This is a genomic window from Pseudomonas sivasensis, from assembly GCF_013778505.1.
Classification (GTDB): Bacteria; Pseudomonadota; Gammaproteobacteria; order Pseudomonadales; family Pseudomonadaceae; genus Aquipseudomonas; species Aquipseudomonas sivasensis.
The window spans coordinates 464,063-480,455 of record NZ_JAAOWU010000002.1 but is presented as its reverse complement, the minus strand read 5'-3'; the positions used below and the strand labels follow the sequence as shown (position 1 = coordinate 480,455).

18 protein-coding genes and 1 pseudogene are annotated in these 16,393 nt (G+C 59.7%); 4 read left to right on the top strand and 15 right to left on the bottom strand.

Going from position 1 to position 16,393, the window contains the following annotated elements:
- Positions 1-6 precede the first annotated feature (6 nt).
- The 4 genes from G9Q84_RS05825 to exbB all read right to left on the bottom strand — a co-directional run bounded on the left by G9Q84_RS05825 (position 7) and on the right by exbB (position 3,213).
- Entirely contained in the window at positions 7-927 is a 921-nt protein-coding gene (locus G9Q84_RS05825; protein WP_003213305.1) for a hydrogen peroxide-inducible genes activator, read from the bottom strand.
- Positions 928-1,066: 139 nt separating this feature from the next.
- Entirely contained in the window at positions 1,067-1,816 is a 750-nt protein-coding gene (locus G9Q84_RS05820; protein WP_032884417.1) for a TonB family protein, read from the bottom strand.
- Positions 1,813-2,238 carry a TonB system transport protein ExbD gene (gene exbD / locus G9Q84_RS05815; protein WP_032884416.1) on the bottom strand — a complete coding sequence of 142 codons (426 nt, stop codon included), beginning with the start codon at positions 2,236-2,238 and terminating at the stop codon, positions 1,813-1,815. Before exbD ends, G9Q84_RS05820 begins: the two co-directional genes overlap by 4 nt.
- A 6-nt stretch (positions 2,239-2,244) precedes the next feature.
- A complete protein-coding gene (gene exbB / locus G9Q84_RS05810) occupies positions 2,245-3,213 on the bottom strand; it encodes a tonB-system energizer ExbB (RefSeq protein ID WP_032884415.1) in 969 nt (322 codons plus the stop codon).
- A 189-nt stretch (positions 3,214-3,402) separates the two neighbouring features.
- On the opposite strand from exbB, the gene G9Q84_RS05805 reads away from it, so the two are divergent.
- Entirely contained in the window at positions 3,403-4,254 is an 852-nt protein-coding gene (locus G9Q84_RS05805) for an SDR family oxidoreductase (protein WP_122822538.1), read from the top strand.
- 26 nt (positions 4,255-4,280) lie between these two features.
- Here G9Q84_RS05805 and G9Q84_RS05800 read toward each other — a convergent pair whose 3' ends face one another.
- The 7 genes from G9Q84_RS05800 to G9Q84_RS05770 all read right to left on the bottom strand — a co-directional run bounded on the left by G9Q84_RS05800 (position 4,281) and on the right by G9Q84_RS05770 (position 10,390).
- The gene (locus G9Q84_RS05800; RefSeq protein WP_181643012.1) at positions 4,281-5,003 is read right to left on the bottom strand and encodes a hypothetical protein; all 723 of its coding nucleotides are present in this window, start codon (positions 5,001-5,003) and stop codon (positions 4,281-4,283) included.
- A 77-nt stretch (positions 5,004-5,080) separates the two neighbouring features.
- On the bottom strand, positions 5,081-5,821 hold the full coding sequence (locus G9Q84_RS05795) for a hypothetical protein (protein ID WP_099601755.1): 741 nt from the start codon (positions 5,819-5,821) through the stop codon (positions 5,081-5,083).
- Between the two features lie 56 nt (positions 5,822-5,877).
- Positions 5,878-6,258, bottom strand: coding sequence for a RidA family protein (locus G9Q84_RS05790; protein WP_003176922.1), 381 nt, complete (start codon positions 6,256-6,258; stop codon positions 5,878-5,880).
- Between the two features lie 40 nt (positions 6,259-6,298).
- Positions 6,299-8,404, bottom strand: a complete 2,106-nt coding sequence (gene spoT, locus G9Q84_RS05785; protein WP_032884411.1) for a bifunctional GTP diphosphokinase/guanosine-3',5'-bis pyrophosphate 3'-pyrophosphohydrolase — start codon at positions 8,402-8,404, stop codon at positions 6,299-6,301.
- Positions 8,405-8,464: 60 nt separating this feature from the next.
- On the bottom strand, positions 8,465-8,728 hold the full coding sequence (gene rpoZ, locus G9Q84_RS05780; protein WP_017735757.1) for a DNA-directed RNA polymerase subunit omega: 264 nt from the start codon (positions 8,726-8,728) through the stop codon (positions 8,465-8,467).
- Positions 8,729-8,895: 167 nt separating this feature from the next.
- Complete coding sequence (gene gmk / locus G9Q84_RS05775) at positions 8,896-9,516, bottom strand: guanylate kinase (protein ID WP_032884410.1); 621 nt, start codon at positions 9,514-9,516, stop codon at positions 8,896-8,898.
- A 10-nt stretch (positions 9,517-9,526) separates the two neighbouring features.
- Positions 9,527-10,390 carry a YicC/YloC family endoribonuclease gene (locus tag G9Q84_RS05770; RefSeq protein WP_032884408.1) on the bottom strand — a complete coding sequence of 288 codons (864 nt, stop codon included), beginning with the start codon at positions 10,388-10,390 and terminating at the stop codon, positions 9,527-9,529.
- A gap of 216 nt (positions 10,391-10,606) precedes the next feature.
- Here G9Q84_RS05770 and rph point away from each other — a divergent pair, with 216 nt between their 5' ends.
- Together rph and G9Q84_RS05760 are read left to right on the top strand one after the other, a co-directional pair.
- On the top strand, positions 10,607-11,329 hold the full coding sequence (rph, locus tag G9Q84_RS05765) for a ribonuclease PH (RefSeq protein ID WP_017735760.1): 723 nt from the start codon (positions 10,607-10,609) through the stop codon (positions 11,327-11,329).
- A 22-nt stretch (positions 11,330-11,351) separates the two neighbouring features.
- On the top strand, positions 11,352-11,720 hold the full coding sequence (locus G9Q84_RS05760; protein WP_181643011.1) for a DUF4870 domain-containing protein: 369 nt from the start codon (positions 11,352-11,354) through the stop codon (positions 11,718-11,720).
- Positions 11,721-11,778: 58 nt separating this feature from the next.
- Here the strand turns inward: G9Q84_RS05760 and G9Q84_RS05755 are convergent, their stop codons facing one another.
- Positions 11,779-12,558, bottom strand: a complete 780-nt coding sequence (locus G9Q84_RS05755; protein ID WP_003195493.1) for an exodeoxyribonuclease III — start codon at positions 12,556-12,558, stop codon at positions 11,779-11,781.
- 82 nt (positions 12,559-12,640) lie between these two features.
- Here G9Q84_RS05755 and pyrE point away from each other — a divergent pair, with 82 nt between their 5' ends.
- On the top strand, positions 12,641-13,288 hold the full coding sequence (gene pyrE / locus G9Q84_RS05750; protein ID WP_027608288.1) for an orotate phosphoribosyltransferase: 648 nt from the start codon (positions 12,641-12,643) through the stop codon (positions 13,286-13,288).
- A 62-nt stretch (positions 13,289-13,350) separates the two neighbouring features.
- Here pyrE and argB read toward each other — a convergent pair whose 3' ends face one another.
- The 3 genes and pseudogenes from argB to dut form a co-directional block, all read right to left on the bottom strand.
- Positions 13,351-14,256 carry an acetylglutamate kinase gene (gene argB, locus G9Q84_RS05745; protein WP_017735763.1) on the bottom strand — a complete coding sequence of 302 codons (906 nt, stop codon included), beginning with the start codon at positions 14,254-14,256 and terminating at the stop codon, positions 13,351-13,353.
- A gap of 19 nt (positions 14,257-14,275) precedes the next feature.
- Positions 14,276-15,697, bottom strand: a pseudogene (locus G9Q84_RS05740) (phosphomannomutase/phosphoglucomutase); the annotation flags it as partial.
- Positions 15,698-15,937: 240 nt separating this feature from the next.
- Positions 15,938-16,393, bottom strand: coding sequence for a dUTP diphosphatase (gene dut, locus G9Q84_RS05735; RefSeq protein WP_032884403.1), 456 nt, complete (start codon positions 16,391-16,393; stop codon positions 15,938-15,940).

Below are 16,393 nucleotides of genomic sequence, written 5' to 3'. Positions count from 1 at the left end.
GGCTACTTAGCTCGCAGCAGGCGGCTTGGCCACCGAACAGAGGCGGATCGAGTCGGCGAGGATCTCAATGGCTTTAGGCCGTGGGAAGCTGGCACGCCAGGCGATTGCCACGGTGCGGAAGGGCACCGGAGGAGTGAGCGGGCGTACTGCAATAACGCCGGGGGCGTAGTGATGGCTATCCACCGCTGATAGCGGCAGGATCGAAATGCCCAGGCCGGAAGCGACCATATGGCGAATGGTTTCCAGGGAGCTGGACTCCACGGTGGTGTGCTTGGCGCCGTCGTTGCCTTTGGTCAGCGTCGGGCAGGCTTCCAGCACTTGGTCGCGGAAGCAGTGGCCCTCGCCAAGCAGCAGCAGGCTCTTGTCATTGAGCAGGCCGGCGTCGATGGTGTCTTTCTGCGTCCACGGGTGGGAGGCGGGCATCAGCACGTAGAACGGCTCGTCGTAGAGCGGCAGCGTGAGCACGTCGGCCTCGTTGAACGGCAGGGCGATGATGATCGCGTCCAGCTCGCCGTTGCGCAGTTTGTCGCGCAGCACGTGGGTGAAGTTTTCTTCGATATACAGCGGCATCTGCGGTGCGACGCGGTGCAGTTGCGGGATCAGGTGCGGGAACAGGTACGGGCCGACGGTGTAGATGGCGCCGACTTTCAGCGGAGCGGTCAGCTGGTTCTTACCGGCCTGGGCCAGCTCGCGAATGCTTTGCGCTTGTTCCAGGACTTTCTGGGCCTGGGCAACAATGCCTTCACCCACCGGGGTAAGGCGCACGGCGCTTTTGCTGCGCTCGAAAATCAGCACACCGAGTTCGTCTTCAAGCTTTTTCACGCCCACCGACAACGTCGGCTGGCTGACGTGGCAACGCTCGGCCGCATGGCCGAAGTGCTGCTCTTGGGCGAGGGTAACGATGTAGCGTAATTCTGTAAGAGTCATAGCAGGCGTCCATGAAGTTGCGGGCCAAGCATACCGGCTGCAATCGATAGACGCACGTTATCAGAAGTTTGTTGGGGATTGAGCGGGGGATTTTGCTGTTTGCTGAGAATGGCAAGGGTTGCCCCTTGCCACAGTCATATCAGCGGCGACGCTTTTCGATGTTGTACACGAATGGTGCAACGATCTCGACACTGCCGCTTTTCACCATGTCGGCCGGTGGCTTGGGCAGCGGTTGGGCACGACGGATCATGTCCAGGGTTGCACGGTCCAGGTCAGCGTTGCCGGAACGGCCCACCAACTCGTAGGACAGCACGTTGCCTTCGGCATCGACCACGAAGCGCAAGCGGTTCAGGCCTTCCTTGCCACGGGCCTGGGCGCCTGGCGGGTACTTTTTGTACTTCTGCAAATGCGCCAGCAGGGTGCCTTCCCAAGAGGCCTTGGCTGCAAGCTGCTGCGGCGACGGGCCTGGAGCCGGCTGCGCCGATTTTTCGGCCGGCGCTTTGGTCGGCGGAGCATCGCTCGGCGGATCCTCGGAAGGTTTCTCCTTGGGTGGCTCGATCTTTTTCTCTACCGGCTTGGGCGGCTGAGGTTTGGGCTTGGGCTTGACCGGCTTGGGCACCTGGATCGTTGGCTTGGGTGCCTCGGCCAGTTTCGGCAAAGGCAACTCTTCCACCGGTGCGGGCGGTTGCGGTGGCGTGACCACTTTCGGTGGAGCCGGTGGCGGCGGTGCTGGCATCGGCGCCAGGTCAATGACCATGGCGGCCGGCGGCAGCTGCACAGTGCGCGGCGCCGACCAATGGAGCGCGATAGCAATCGCGACGGCGTGCACGCCCAGCACGACGGCAAGGCTGGTGCCATAACGCGTCAGTTTGTGGCGCGTCGTGATCATTTCTTGGCTGCCGTCTCAAGTCCGACCAAGCCTACCTTGAGGTAGCCGGCTGCCCGCAGGGCATCCATCACGCTCATCAGGTCGCCGTAGTCCACGCCCTTGTCGGCCTGGAAGAAGATCGTCGTGTCTTTCTTGCCTTGGGTCTTGGCGTCGAGGACCTGGCCCAAGGTTTCAGCTTTGACTTCTTCTTCGCCCAGGAACAGGCGTTGGTCCGCCTTGACGCTGAGAAACACCGGTTTCTCGGGCCGCGGCGCAGGCTTGGCGCTGGACGCGGGCAGGTCGACCTTGATATCCACGGTTGCCAAGGGAGCGGCCACCATGAAGATGATCAGCAGTACCAGCATTACGTCGATAAACGGCGTGACGTTGATTTCGTGGTTCTCGACGAGTTCATCATCGCCTTGATTCAAATGCAGGCCCATGGCCGATTACCCCACTTTCACCATGTGCGGTTGCGAGCTGCGCTCGGTAGGCAGGTGATCGAGGTCGCGGCTGACCAGCAGCAGGACTTCTGCCGACGCGTCGGATACCTGGGCTTTATAGCCGGCAATCGAACGGGCGAAGACGTTGTAGATCACCACCGCAGGAATTGCAGCAACCAGGCCCAGGGCGGTTGCCAGCAGGGCTTCGGCGATGCCCGGGGCAACGACGGCGAGGTTGGTGGTCTGGGTTTTGGCGATGCCGATAAAGCTGTTCATGATGCCCCACACGGTACCGAACAGACCGACGAACGGCGCGGTGGAACCGATGGTGGCGAGTACGCCGGTGCCGCTGCTCATGTTACGGCCGCAGGCTGCTACCAGTCGCTCCAGGCGGAACGCCACGCGCTCTTTGATGCCTTCCTTTTCACGGGTGTTGGCCGACAGGCGCATTTCTTCCAGTGCGTCATGCACTAAGGTATTGGCCAGGGTGCCCTTTTTGGTCGCGCTCTCGCTGGCTTCCTTGAGGGTAGTGGCCTTTTTCAGGTGGACGATTTCAGTACGCAGACGGCGCTTGGCACCCAGCAACTCGAAGCCTTTGGCGATCCAGATGGTCCACGTGATGATCGAAGCGATGGCCAGACCGATCATCACGGCCTTCACCACGACGTCTGCGTTCTGGTACATGCCCCACGGCGACAGGTCATGGGCCATGCCCAGGGTGTTGTCTTCTTCCAGCACGACGCCAGTTTCGTCAGTGGCGGCTGGGGCAGCAGCCTGGGCTGGATCGGTGGCGGCTGGAGCGGCCGGGGCAGCAGCGTTTTGCTCGACGGCCGCCGGCGTGGCTGGGGCGTTGGCATCAGCGAATGCGGCGGTCGGCGCCAGCAGCACGCTGAACAGCATCGCAGCAATCGCGCGCCAGGCGCGGGACGGGCTGTGAAGCTTGGTTGGCGAAGCGGGGGTGGTATTACGTGTCATGCTGGCCGGACCTGAGAAGAAAAAATGAGTGATCGTCCTACCAGACCCTAGGCGGCCGAGGACAAATGGGCGGTCATTATTGCAAGTAATTCTTGTTAACAAAAGTAATACAGTAACTTTATTTGTGCTTTTTCTGGCCGCTGGTCAGCCGAGAAGGCTAACCTAGACCTTTGAGAATGGAGTTTTGTGATGTCTGCACCTTCTGTTGTGATTGCCGGATGCGGCGATGTGGGTGGTCGCCTGGCTAGCCAATTGCTGGCCTCGGAATGGGAGGTTTATGGCCTGCGACGCGACATTTCGCGTTTGCCCAACGGCGTGATCGGCATTGCCGGCGACCTCTTCAACAAGGATTGCCCCGACACCTGGCCTATTGGCGGGGTGGATTACCTGGTGTATTGCGCTGCCGCGACGGATCACGATGAGGCCGGTTATCGCGCGGCCTACGTGCAAGGATTGCAGCATGTGTTGGAGTGGCTAAAAGATTACGGTCAGGAACCCAAGCATTTGTTGTTTGTATCCAGCAGTAGCGTATATGGGCAACTGAATGGCGAGTGGGTCGACGAAACCTCTGAAACCAAGGCGAAGGGCTATTCCGGGCAGGTCATGCTGGAGGCCGAACAGGTCGCACTCAATAGCGGCATTCCTGCGAGCATTGTGCGTCTGACCGGCATTTACGGTCCGGGCCGCGAGTGGCTTCTGACCCAGGTACGCCAGGGTTATCGCGTGGCGATCGATCCACCTTTATATGGCAACCGCATTCACGCGGACGACGCGGCGGGTTTGCTGGCCTTCTTGTTGCGCCATGTGGAGCAGGGTGGTTCGCTGGATAAAATCTATATCGGCGTCGACGATGCGCCGGCTCCCTTGGCCGAGGTGGTGGCCTGGTTGCGTGACTACCTGGGCGTAACGGAGTGGTCCGATGACGCCAGCGTGCGGCGTGCTGGTAGCAAGCAATGCAGCAATGCTCGCATCAAAGCGCTGGGTTGGGTGCCGACGTATCCGAGCTATCGAGAAGGGTATGCGGCCATTCTAAAAGGCTGAAGCCCCTCCCCACCGTTGGATCTGTGTTATTGCTGTTCTAGCAGCCATTGGCGCGGGCCGGGCGTGAACGTGGGTATTTCGTCGTTTTGCGCGCCGTTGATTGCCTGGAGGATTTCCATCTGCTTGCCCTTGCGCACGAAGATCCAGGTATTACCGACGTCTCCATTGGTCAGGAAAAGGGTGTTATTGCCTGCGCCTTGGGAGGCGCAGTCACCGTCCAGGCATAGTTCGTATCTGTCCGTTTTTGCAAGCCCTGAGACCTGGCCATCCGCGGTGAACGTTACAGTTTCACCTGTTCCTGGCCCCTCGATGATGCGCCATTTTCCACCCATGTAAGCTGCGTTCAGGGCCCTCCTGAAAGTGCTGCCCCACCTTTCTTCGGTTTTAGCGGTGTCGATAGGGCGGCTGAACACCTGTTCCTTCATATGCTCTTTGCCCAGTTGGATGAGCTGTTTGCCGTCGAGGCGCAGTGCGTCACTGCTATAGCCGCCATAGTCGACGGTCCAGGCGTCAGGGGATGTTTGCAACAGGTTGCCTTCGGCCATTTCGAAGCCGCTGCTCACCTGCGCCTTGCCGGCGTGGATATCGATATTCCATTCCAGATTTGAGCCCTGAGTGTTCAGCGATTGGCTCAACGCAGCGGCATCAAGGATTGTCTGGTTGATCCAGATGCCGCTGATATCCGTTTTCGGCGACGTATGGGTGCATCCGCCAAGCAGTAGCAGGCCGAAGGTAAGCAATGCGCGCATGGAGCCATCTCTGAGGGTAAGAAACCGTGGCGCAGGCTAAAGAAAAAGGAGCCTTTGGGCTCCTTTGTTCTGTATCACTATTTTTCCAGCAACCACTGACGTGGCCCAGGCGTAAACGAAGGCACCTCATCGGTCTGTGCAGTGTTGATCGCCTGGAAAATTTCCAGCTGTTTGCCTTTGCGGGCAAAAATCCATGGGTTACCCACGCCGTTGAGTTGCAGCCACATGCTGTCGTAGCCGCCGCTCATGGATGCGCAATCACCTGCCAGGCACAGTGAGTACCGATCGACGCCAGGTAAGCCGGCGACTTTGCCGTCAGACTGGAATTGCACCGTGGCCCCGCTGCCGAAGCCGTCGGTGATCTTCCAGTCGCCGCCCATATAGGCCGCATACAGCGCGCGTTCGAAGTTCGCGCCCAGTGGCGCACCTTCCGGGGCTGGATCTTTGGCGCGAGCAAACAGCTGTTCGGGCTCATTGTCGTTCGCCACTTGCAGCAGTTGTTTGCCTTTGCGCTTGAGCTCAGTGGCGGAGCTGCCGTAGAAATCCACGCTCCAGGCGCCGGATTGCTCGCCGAGCAGCTTGCCTTCGGCAACCTCAAAACCGTTGTAGTAGCGCGCCTGCGCCGCCTTGGAGTTGACCTCCCACTCGAGGTTCGGGCCAAAGCTCTGCAGTGCTTCGCGCAAAGGGCCGCCTTTGGCTGCCGCATCGATGGCGACCTGGTTGATCCAGGTGCCGCTCACATCCAGGTCGGCCGGGTTGCTGGCGCAGCCGCCGAGCATCAGGGCGAGCAACGAAGTGGCTACAAGCGCTTTGCGCATCATGAAATCCTTTTAAAACGAAGTCGGCGCGGCCTGTGAGGGCTGCGCCGGGTGTTTTACTCGATGACCAGAATCGCGTCCATCTCAACCTGCGCGCCCTTTGGCAGAGCAGCAACGCCGATGGCGGCGCGGGCTGGGTAAGGCTGTTCGAAGTACTTGCCCATGATCTCGTTGACCTTGGCGAAATGGCTCAGGTCGGTAAGAAAGATGTTCAGCTTGACGATGTCCTTGAACGAACCGCCGGCAGCTTCGGCGACGGACTTGAGGTTCTCGAAAACTTGCACGGTCTGTGCTTCGAAGCCTTCCACCAGTTCCATGGTCTTCGGGTCCAGGGGGATCTGGCCGGACATGTAGACAGTGTTGCCCGCCTTGATTGCCTGGGAGTAAGTACCGATGGCGGCCGGGGCCTTGTCGCTGGTGATAACAGTCTTGGTCATGAATGACTCCTTGTAATGGGGCGATGACTTATCTGAACAGCTATGCGCGCATGCGGGTGATGCGGATCACGCCGGTCAAGGCACGCAGCTTCTTGATCACGCGGGCCAGGTGCACGCGGTCGTGCACGCTGACCACCAGTTGGACAACGCTGATGCGACCATCGCGTTCGTCCATGCTGATTTTCTCGATATTGCCGTCGGCCGCGTTGACGCTGCTGGCCAGCAAGGCGATCAGGCCGCGCTGGTGTTCCAGCTCCACCCGCAGCTCAACGTTGAATTCGCCGGTGACATCCTTGGCCCACGAGAGCTGGATGCATTTTTCCGGGTTGTGGCGGATTTCGGTGATGTTGCGGCAGTTGTCCAGGTGCACGACCATGCCTTTGCCTGCGGACAGGTGGCCGACAATAGGGTCGCCCGGGATCGGCGTGCAGCACTTGGCGTAGCTGAGTACGAGGCCCTCGGTGCCGCGAATTGCCAGTGGGCCTTCGGGGCTTGGTAACTGCTCGCCTTCGCCAAGCAGGCGGCGGGCGACCACGTAAGCCATGCGGTTGCCCAGGCCGATATCTTCCAGTAAGTCTTCGACGGTTTCCTGGCGATACTCGTGGAGCATCGCTTGCACACGCTCCTGCGGGATTTTATCCAGAGCACTGTCGAAACCGTTGAGCACCTTGTTCAGTAGGCGTTCGCCGAGGCTGATGGACTCGGAGCGGCGCTGCAGTTTGAGGGCGTGACGGATGTGCGTACGCGCCTTGCCGGTGACCACGAAGTTGAGCCACGCCGGGTTCGGGCGTGCGCCAGGCGCGCTGACAATCTCCACGGTTGAGCCGCTTTGCAGCGGCTCGGACAGTGGAGCCAGGCGACGGTTGATCCGGCAGGCGATGCAGCTGTTGCCCACGTCGGTATGCACCGCGTAAGCGAAGTCGACCGCCGTGGAGCCTTTGGGCAGCTCCATGATCCGGCCTTTGGGTGTGAACACGTAGACCTCGTCCGGGAACAGGTCAATCTTCACGCTTTCAATGAATTCCAGGGAGTTGCCAGCACGTTGCTGCATTTCCAACACGCCTTTGACCCATTGGCGGGCGCGGGCATGGGTGCCTTTTGGCTGCTCGTCGCCACTGGACTTGTACAGCCAGTGGGCGGCGATGCCGTTGTTGGCCATCTCTTCCATTTCGCGGGTGCGGATCTGGATTTCTATCGGCACGCCATGCATACCGAACAGCGTGGTATGCAGTGACTGATAGCCGTTGGCCTTGGGAATCGCGATGTAGTCTTTGAAGCGGCCCGGCAGGGGTTTGTACAAATTATGTACAGCGCCCAAAACGCGGTAACAGGTGTCAACCTTGTCGACGATGATCCGGAACGCGTACACGTCCATTATCTCGTTGAAGGCCCGACGCTTGCCGCGCATCTTCTTGTAGATGCCGTAGATGTGCTTCTGCCGCCCGCTGACTTCGCCCTCGATTTCGTCGATCGCCAGGCAATGGCTTAGCGACTCTTCGATCTTGTTGACGATTTCCTTGCGGTTGCCACGGGCACGCTTGACCGCTTGGTAGATGCGCGCCGAACGCATCGGGTGCATGGCCTTGAAGCCGAGGTCTTCGAACTCGATACGAATGGCGTGCATGCCCAGCCGGTTGGCGATGGGCGCATAGATTTCCAGGGTTTCCTTGGCGATGCGCCGACGTTTTTCGCCGGACAGCACTTCCAGCGTGCGCATGTTGTGCAGCCGGTCGGCCAGCTTGACCAAGATCACCCGGATGTCTCGGGCCATGGCCATGGCCATCTTCTGGAAGTTTTCCGCCTGGGCTTCAGCCTTGGTTTCGAAGTTCATCTGGGTCAGTTTGCTGACCCCGTCGACCAGTTCGGCCACGGTTTCGCCAAATTGCGCGCTGAGCGCTTCCTTGGCAATACCGGTGTCTTCGATCACGTCATGCAGCATCGCGGCCATCAGGCTCTGATGGTCCATGTGCATGTCGGCCAGGATATTCGCCACCGCAAGAGGATGGGTGACGTACGCCTCACCGCTTCGGCGGCGTTGGCCGTCGTGGGCTTGTTCGGCGTAGAAATACGCTCGGCGGACCAGGTTAACCTGGTCGGGGCCGAGGTAGGTCGATAAGCGATCGGCGAGGGCGTCTATGCTCGGCAAAGTGTGAACTCCTGCCGAAGGCTGTGACTCCGCGCCGTGCTACGTCGACCAGGCATAGGCTTAGACGGCCTCGTTGGACTCGTCCTCGAACGCTGCAAACAGCGGTTCGTCTTCAACGATCTCAGCGTTGGCGATGAACTCGTAGCTCATCAGGCCTTCAGCGATTTCACGCAGGGCTACAACGGTAGGTTTGTCGTTTTCCCACTGGACCAGGGGCTCTTTGCCGCCAGTGGCCAGTTGACGGGCACGCTTGGTAGAGAGCATGACCAGCTCAAAGCGGTTTGCCACGTGGTCTAGGCAGTCTTCAACGGTTACGCGGGCCATGATATTCCTCGGAGCGAATGCAAGATGCGCGCTGCCCGGTTGGGCGAGCGGACTGAGCAGTTTAAAAAATCACCAGCGTTTAGGGAAGCGCTGATTTTTCGCAGGCCCTCGCAAAACCGCTACAAGGGCCAATGTAAAGCCCTTACAGCCGTTTTGGGAAGACCCAATCAGCCAAGCAGTTCGGCCAGTAATTTGCCGAAACGCTGCTGTTGACGCTTTTGCTGGAGCTGATTCGTGCGGAAAATCGCCTTCAGGTCGTCCAGTGCGTGGGAAAAATCGTCGTTAATGATCAGGTAGTCGTAGTCGACGTAGTGACTCATTTCACTGACGGCTTCACGCATGCGGCCTTCGATGATCTCGTCACTGTCCTGACCACGATTGGTCAGGCGCTGATGCAAGGCTTCGAGCGACGGCGGCAGGATGAAGATCGAGCGTGCCTTGGGCATCAGCTGGCGAACTTGCTCGGCGCCCTGCCAGTCGATTTCCAGGATCAGGTCGTGGCCTTCGTCCAAGGTCTGCTGCAGGTGGCTCTGCGAAGTGCCATAGAGGTTGCCGAACACTTCGGCACGCTCCAGGAAGTCGCCGTGCTCAATCATTTTGACGAACTCGGTACGCTCGACGAAGTGGTAGTGCACGCCGTTCACCTCGCCCGGGCGCATGGCACGGGTGGTGTGGGAGACCGAGATGCGAATCTGCTCGTCAGCGTCGGTCAGGGCCTTGACCAGGCTGCTCTTGCCCGCGCCCGAAGGGGCGGAAATGATGTAAAGGGTGCCGGTGCTGTGGGTCATGTAGGTTGCCTTACTCAATATTCTGTACTTGTTCGCGCATTTGCTCGATCAACACTTTGAGGTTGACGGCAGCCGTGGTGCTGCGCGGGTCAAATGCCTTGGAGCCGAGTGTATTGGCTTCGCGGTTGAGTTCCTGCATCAGGAAGTCCAGGCGCCGACCGGCGGCGCCGCCGGATTTGAGCACGCGACGCACTTCGAGGATGTGGGTGCTCAAGCGGTCCAGCTCTTCGGCGACGTCGCTCTTTTGGGCCAGCAGGACCATTTCCTGCTCCAGGCGCGTCGGGTCGAGGTCGGCCTTCATGTCGGTGAAGCGGTCGAGAACCTTCTGACGTTGGGTGGCGAGCATCTGCGGCACCAGCTCGCGCAAGATGACCACGTCTGCTTCGATCGAAGTCAGGCGCTCGTTGATCAGGCGTGCCAGTTCGGCACCTTCGCGTTCGCGGCCGGCCTTGAGCTCCTTCAAGCCCTGATTAAACAGGGCGAGGGCTTCGGCATTGAGGGCTTGCGGATCGGAGGCGTCGGCCACCAGCACGCCGGGCCAAGCCAGCACTTCCAGAGGGTTCAGCGCTGCGGGCTGCTTGATCAGGCCGGCGATGGTTTCGGCGGCAGCGACCAGTTGCGCGGCGCGCTCGCGGTCTACCTGCAGCGGCTTGCCGGTGGTTTCTTCGGTAAAGCGCAGGGTGCATTCCAGCTTGCCGCGGGAGATGCTCTGGCGCAGAGCCTCACGCACGGCGCCTTCGAGGTCGCGGAAGGATTCCGGCAGGCGCAGGTGCGGCTCCAGGTAGCGGCTGTTGACCGAGCGCAGTTCCCAGCTCAGGGTGCCTTGGGCGCCTGCTTTTTCGACGCGGGCGAAGGCGGTCATGCTGTGCACCATGGAGGTACCTCGCGATGCAGTCCCGCAAACACGGGCTGATGGGTAAATTGAAGCCGACAGGCTGCGAAGGCGCAGGATTGTAGCGCAGTGGGGCGAGTGCGCCCAAACAATGGGCGATAGGCTGACCATTCGTAACCAGATTTTTAGAAGTGCCCCGAATCGGCTCGCGGCTCTATAATGCTCGGCAGTTTTTCGTCCTCAGTACAGGTATCCCCTATGAAACGTCCAAGTGGTCGCGTTGCCGATCAGCTCCGCTCGATCCGCATCACCCGCAACTACACCAAACACGCCGAGGGATCTGTACTGGTCGAGTTTGGCGATACCAAGGTTATCTGCACCGTCAGCGTTGAAAATGGCGTGCCGCGTTTCCTTAAAGGCCAGGGCCAGGGTTGGTTGACCGCCGAATACGGCATGCTGCCGCGCGCCACCGGCGAACGTAACCAGCGTGAAGCCAGCCGTGGCAAGCAAGGCGGCCGCACCCTGGAAATCCAGCGCCTGATCGGTCGCTCCCTGCGTGCAGCCCTGGACATGTCCAAGCTGGGCGACGTGACCCTTTACGTCGACTGCGACGTGATCCAGGCCGATGGCGGCACCCGCACTGCATCCATCACTGGCGCGATGGTGGCCTTGGTCGACGCACTGAAAGTGATCAAGAAACGTGGCGGCCTGAAAGGCGGCGACCCGCTCAAGCAAATGATTGCCGCTGTATCGGTGGGTATGTACCAGGGCGAGCCTGTGCTGGACCTGGACTATCTGGAAGATTCGGCTGCCGAGACTGACCTGAACGTCGTGATGACCAGCACCGGTGGTTTCATCGAAGTGCAGGGCACCGCTGAAGGCGCGCCATTCCAGCCGGCCGAGCTGAACGCCATGCTGGCCCTAGCCCAGAAAGGCATGACCGAGATCTTCGAACTGCAGAACGCCGCACTGGCTGACTAAGCTGACTTCAAGGAGAAGCGCCATGAGTGACAGTCAATTGCCGGTTCCGGCACCGACCAAGGAAGTTCGCCAATGGGCGATGTTGTGTCACTTCGCGGCGTTTCTGGGGTTGGTATTCCCCTTTGGTAGCCTGTTGGGGCCGTTGATCGTGTGGCAGATCAAGAAGGATATGGACCCGCTTATCGATGATCAGGGCAAGGAAGCCCTGAATTTCCAGATCACAGTGGCCATCGCCTGGCTGGTCTGCATGGTGCTGGGGCTTGTGGTGATCGGCTTTGTGTTGATGCTGGTGCTCGTGGTTGCGGCGCTGGTGCTGACGATCATTGGCGGCGTTAAAGCCAACAACGGCACAGCCTACCGATACCCATGGACCTGGCGTTTGGTCAAATAGTGATCGCCCACAAAAAAACCGACAGCGATGTCGGTTTTTTTGTGCCTGGAGAAAGACCTTAGATGGTCAGTGTCCAGTCGTAGTCCACGATCAGCGGCGCGTGCTGCGAGAAACGCGGCTGGCGCGGCAAACGTGCACTGCGTACGAACCGGCGCAGACCTGGGGTCAGCAACTGGTAGTCGAAGCGCCAGCCCAGGTTGAGCATTTCAGCCTGTTCATTGTCTGGCCACCAGCTGTACTGGTCGCCTTCGCGGCTGACTTCACGAAGGGCATCCACATAGCCCATGTTGCCGACAATCTCGTCCATCCAGGCCCGTTCCGGCGCCAGGAAACCTGGGGATTGCTGGCTGTCGCGCCAGTTCTTGATATCCAGCTTTTGTTGCGCCACGTACAGCGAGCCACAGTAAATGTACTCGCGACGTTTACGCCGCTGTTTATCCAGATAACGGGCGAAATCGTCCATTAGCTTGAACTTCTGGTTCAAGTCTTCATCGCCGTTCTGCCCCGAAGGAAGCAGCAAGGTCGCGATGCTGACCTTGTCGAAATCGGCTTGCAGGTAGCGCCCGTAGCGGTCGGCTGTCTCGAAGCCGAGGCCGCTGATGACCGCCTTGGGTTGCAACCGCGAGTACAAAGCCACGCCACCTTGGGTGGGCACTTCGGCATCGCAGGCATAAAGGAAGTAGCCATCCAGTTGGAAGGCTGGGTCGTCCAGTTCAAAGGCGGAGGCGCGGGTGTCCTGCAGGCAGATGACGTCGGCATTCTGAGCTTGCAGCCAACTGAGCAAACCACGCTCGACTGCAGCCTGAATACCATTAACGTTCACACTGATGATCCGCATAAATGGCCCCAAAAATCGCGTGCGTGTATGATACACGCCGTCTACCTAATTAGCTAAATCCGTGGTATCTGAGGCTTTTTTCATGCAGGCGTATCAACGCGATTTCATTCGTTTTGCCATCGATCGCGGGGTTTTGCGCTTCGGTGAGTTCACCCTCAAGTCCGGGCGCACCAGTCCGTACTTCTTCAATGCGGGCTTGTTCAACTCGGGTTCGGCCCTGGCTCAGTTGGGGCGTTTCTACGCGGCAGCCATTGTTGAAAGCGGTATTTCCTTCGACGTGCTGTTTGGCCCGGCCTACAAGGGTATCCCCCTGGCAGCTGCAACAGCCGTGGCCCTGGCGGAACACCATGGGCGCGATCTGCCATGGTGCTTCAACCGCAAGGAAGCCAAGGCTCATGGCGAAGGCGGCAGCCTGGTGGGCGCGCCGCTGACCGGCGACGTGCTGATCATTGACGACGTAATCACCGCCGGCACCGCCATCCGTGAAGTGATGCAGATTATCGCTTCCCAAGACGGCGCCAAGGCTGCTGGCGTGCTGATCGCGCTGAACCGCCAGGAGCGCGGCAACGGTGAGTTGTCGGCGATCCAGGAAGTGGAGCGTGATTTCGGTATTCCGGTGGTAAGCATCGTTTCGTTGAACCAGGTGTTGCAGTTCCTGGAAGATGATCCGCAGCTCAAGCAGCACTTGCCGGCAGTTAAGGCGTATCGCGAGCAGTTCGGCGTTCAGTAATCGCCGAACCATAAAAAAGCCCCGCTCAACCAAGTTGAGCGGGGCTTTTTGTTTTTAGCGTTTTAAGGGCGCTTGCGGTTGCTGATCAGCGTACCCACACCTGTATCGGTAAAGATTTCCAGCAGGATTGCATTCGGTACACGGCCATCAAGGATCAGCGAGCTGCCAACGCCGCCTTGCACTGCTTCCAGCGCGCAACGGATCTTCGGCAGCATGCCGCCGTAGATGGTGCCGTCGGCGATCAGTTCGTCCACCTGTTGGGTGGTCAAGCCGGTCAGCACCTTGCCTTCCTTGTCCATCAGGCCGGCGATGTTGGTCAGCAGCATCAGCTTTTCAGCCTTCAGCGCCTCGGCGACCTTGCCGGCGACCAGGTCAGCGTTGATGTTGTAGGACTCACCGTTCGCACCCACGCCGATCGGCGCGATCACCGGGATGAAGTCACCCTTGACCAGCAGGTTCAGCAGGTCGGTGTTGATGCCGATCACTTCGCCTACCTGGCCGATATCGATGATTTCCGGCTGGGTCATTTCCGGCGTCTGACGGGTAACGGTCAGTTTTTTCGCGCGGATCAGCTCGGCGTCCTTGCCGGTCAGGCCGATGGCGCTGCCGCCGTGGCGGTTGATCAGGTTGACGATGTCTTTGTTCACCTGGCCGCCGAGGACCATCTCCACCACGTCCATGGTCTGCGCGTCAGTGACACGCATGCCATCGATGAAGTGACTCTCGATCGACAAGCGCTTGAGCAGGTCGCCGATCTGCGGGCCGCCACCGTGCACCACCACAGGGTTGATCCCCACGGCTTTCATCAACACGATGTCGCGGGCAAAGCCGGTTTTCAGCTCTTCGCTTTCCATGGCATTGCCGCCGTACTTGATCACCAGCGTCTTGCCGACGTAGCGTCGAATGTAAGGCAACGCTTCGGACAGGACCTTGGCGGTGTTGGCAGCGGCTTCGCGTTCGAGGGTCATTCAGGGCTCCGGTAAAAAATCAGAACGGTAATTGGAGATCAGGGGCAACACGTTTCAACTGGGCGTGGAACACGTCCTTGATGCGCTGCAACTCAGCCTCGGTATCCGCCTCGAAACGCAGCACCAGCACCGGTGTGGTGTTGGACGCGCGAACCAGGCCCCAGCCTTTGGCGTAATCGACTCGCACACCATCAATGGTGGTCAGGTTGGCGCCTTCGCCCCATTGCGCGTCGTGCAGTGCGTCAATGATGCTGAATTTGCTCTCCTCGGTCACATGGATATTGATCTCTGGCGTAGAAATATCATTCGGGAAGGTCTGAAACAGCTCTTCGGCAGTGGATTTTTCCTTGCTGAGGATCTCCAGCAGACGAGCGGCGCTGTAGATACCGTCGTCAAAACCGAACCAGCGCTCTTTGAAGAACACGTGACCGCTCATTTCACCGGCCAACAGCGCGCCGGTTTCCTTCATTTTCTTTTTGATCAACGAGTGACCGGTCTTCCACATTAGCGGGCGGCCCCCGTATTCCTTGATCAGCGGCGTGAGGCGGCGGGTGCACTTCACGTCGAAGATGATTTCTGCGTTGGGATTGCGCGCCACTACGTCACGTGCGAACAGCATCAGCAGGCGGTCGGGGAATACGATCTCGCCGGTCTCGGTCACCACACCTACGCGGTCGCCGTCACCATCGAAGGCCAGGCCGACATCGGCGCCGGTTTCCTTGACCTTGGCGATCAGGTCCACCAGATTTTCTGGCTTGCCTGGATCCGGGTGGTGGTTGGGGAAGTTGCCGTCAACCTCGCAGAACAACGGGATCACTTCGCAGTTCAAGGCTTCGAGCAGTTGCGGCGCGATCACACCAGCCGCGCCGTTGCCGCAGTCCACTACCACTTTGAGGCGGCGGGCGAGCTTGACGTCGCGGGTGATTTCGTCGGAGTAGCGCTGCAGGATGTCGACTTTGGTGATGCTGCCTTTGCCGCTGGTCAGGTCGTTGGTTTTCAGGCGGGTATGCAAGGCCTGGATCTGTTCGTTAGCCAGGGTGTCGCCAGCGATGACGATCTTGAAACCGTTGTAATCCGATGGGTTATGGCTGCCAGTGAGCATCACCCCGGACTTGCCGGCCAGGACGTTGGCGGCGTAGTACAGAGCTGGCGTTGGTACCAGGCCGACGTCGCTGACATGGCAGCCGGCGTCGGCCAGGCCTTGGATCAGTTGCTCCACCAGCTCCGGGCCGGACAAACGACCGTCACGGCCTACCGATACGTTGGGCTCATCCTGAGCCAGGCTCTGGGCGCCGATGGCGCGGCCGATCCAGTAGGCCGTTTCGGCAGTCAGGGTCTTGGGCACCACGCCACGGATGTCATAGGCGCGAAAGATGCTGTCGGGGAATGTCGGGGCTACTCGGGCTGCGGTACTCATCGCGGGGGGAAACTCCATCTGAAGGGGGCAAGGCTGGCCTTAAAGTGGCTGACCGGCAGGCTCAAACTGAAGGGTATGACGGTGTTTTCGGCAGAGAGTTCGTGGTGCAAAAATGCCATCGGCGTTTGGAAGCCAGGCTTATTTCTGCGTAATACATTGATTTAGCTAGGGAAATCTCGCTGATAAATTCCGCGCATTCTTCATCCTGAAAAGCCATGCGGTGGCGTCTGGCCGGGCAAAAGCACCCGGCCACGTTCAGCTTAGTCAGAGACTGCCTGAATGCCCAAAGCCGCCTGCACCACGTTGGGTTTCGTCGAATTCCTGCACCAGTTCGAAGTGCGCCTGTACCACCGGCACAAGAACAAGCTGGGCAATGCGCTCGCCGACCACGATGTTGAATGCGGTTTGGCCGCGGTTCCAGCACGACACCATCAACTCGCCTTGGTAGTCCGAGTCGATCAGGCCTACCAGGTTGCCCAGCACGATGCCGTGTTTGTGGCCCAGGCCGGAGCGCGGCAGGATCAGCGCAGCCAGACCAGGGTCGCCCACGTAGATCGACAGGCCGGTAGGGATCAGGACGGTCTGTCCCGGCTCAAGCAGGGTGTCTTGCTTGAGCATGGCACGCAGGTCCAGGCCGGCAGAGCCTGGGGTGGCGTAGGCCGGCAGTGGGAATTCGGTGCCGATGCGTGGGTCGAGGATCTTGGCTTGCAAAGCGTGCAT

Coding starts and splice junctions, on each gene's coding strand:
- G9Q84_RS05790 (WP_003176922.1), bottom strand. CDS start 6,258: ATGACCAAGACTGTTATCACCAGCGACAAGGCCCCGGCCGCCATCGGT.
- G9Q84_RS05795 (WP_099601755.1), bottom strand. CDS start 5,821: ATGCGCAAAGCGCTTGTAGCCACTTCGTTGCTCGCCCTGATGCTCGGC.
- pyrE (WP_027608288.1), top strand. CDS start 12,641: ATGCAGGCGTATCAACGCGATTTCATTCGTTTTGCCATCGATCGCGGG.
- rpoZ (WP_017735757.1), bottom strand. CDS start 8,728: ATGGCCCGCGTAACCGTTGAAGACTGCCTAGACCACGTGGCAAACCGC.
- G9Q84_RS05805 (WP_122822538.1), top strand. CDS start 3,403: ATGTCTGCACCTTCTGTTGTGATTGCCGGATGCGGCGATGTGGGTGGT.
- exbB (WP_032884415.1), bottom strand. CDS start 3,213: ATGACACGTAATACCACCCCCGCTTCGCCAACCAAGCTTCACAGCCCG.
- exbD (WP_032884416.1), bottom strand. CDS start 2,238: ATGGGCCTGCATTTGAATCAAGGCGATGATGAACTCGTCGAGAACCAC.
- G9Q84_RS05825 (WP_003213305.1), bottom strand. CDS start 927: ATGACTCTTACAGAATTACGCTACATCGTTACCCTCGCCCAAGAGCAG.
- gmk (WP_032884410.1), bottom strand. CDS start 9,516: ATGACCCACAGCACCGGCACCCTTTACATCATTTCCGCCCCTTCGGGC.
- argB (WP_017735763.1), bottom strand. CDS start 14,256: ATGACCCTCGAACGCGAAGCCGCTGCCAACACCGCCAAGGTCCTGTCC.
- dut (WP_032884403.1), bottom strand. CDS start 16,393: ATGCACGCTTTGCAAGCCAAGATCCTCGACCCACGCATCGGCACCGAA.
- G9Q84_RS05800 (WP_181643012.1), bottom strand. CDS start 5,003: ATGCGCGCATTGCTTACCTTCGGCCTGCTACTGCTTGGCGGATGCACC.
- rph (WP_017735760.1), top strand. CDS start 10,607: ATGAAACGTCCAAGTGGTCGCGTTGCCGATCAGCTCCGCTCGATCCGC.
- G9Q84_RS05820 (WP_032884417.1), bottom strand. CDS start 1,816: ATGATCACGACGCGCCACAAACTGACGCGTTATGGCACCAGCCTTGCC.
- G9Q84_RS05755 (WP_003195493.1), bottom strand. CDS start 12,558: ATGCGGATCATCAGTGTGAACGTTAATGGTATTCAGGCTGCAGTCGAG.
- G9Q84_RS05770 (WP_032884408.1), bottom strand. CDS start 10,390: ATGGTGCACAGCATGACCGCCTTCGCCCGCGTCGAAAAAGCAGGCGCC.
- G9Q84_RS05760 (WP_181643011.1), top strand. CDS start 11,352: ATGAGTGACAGTCAATTGCCGGTTCCGGCACCGACCAAGGAAGTTCGC.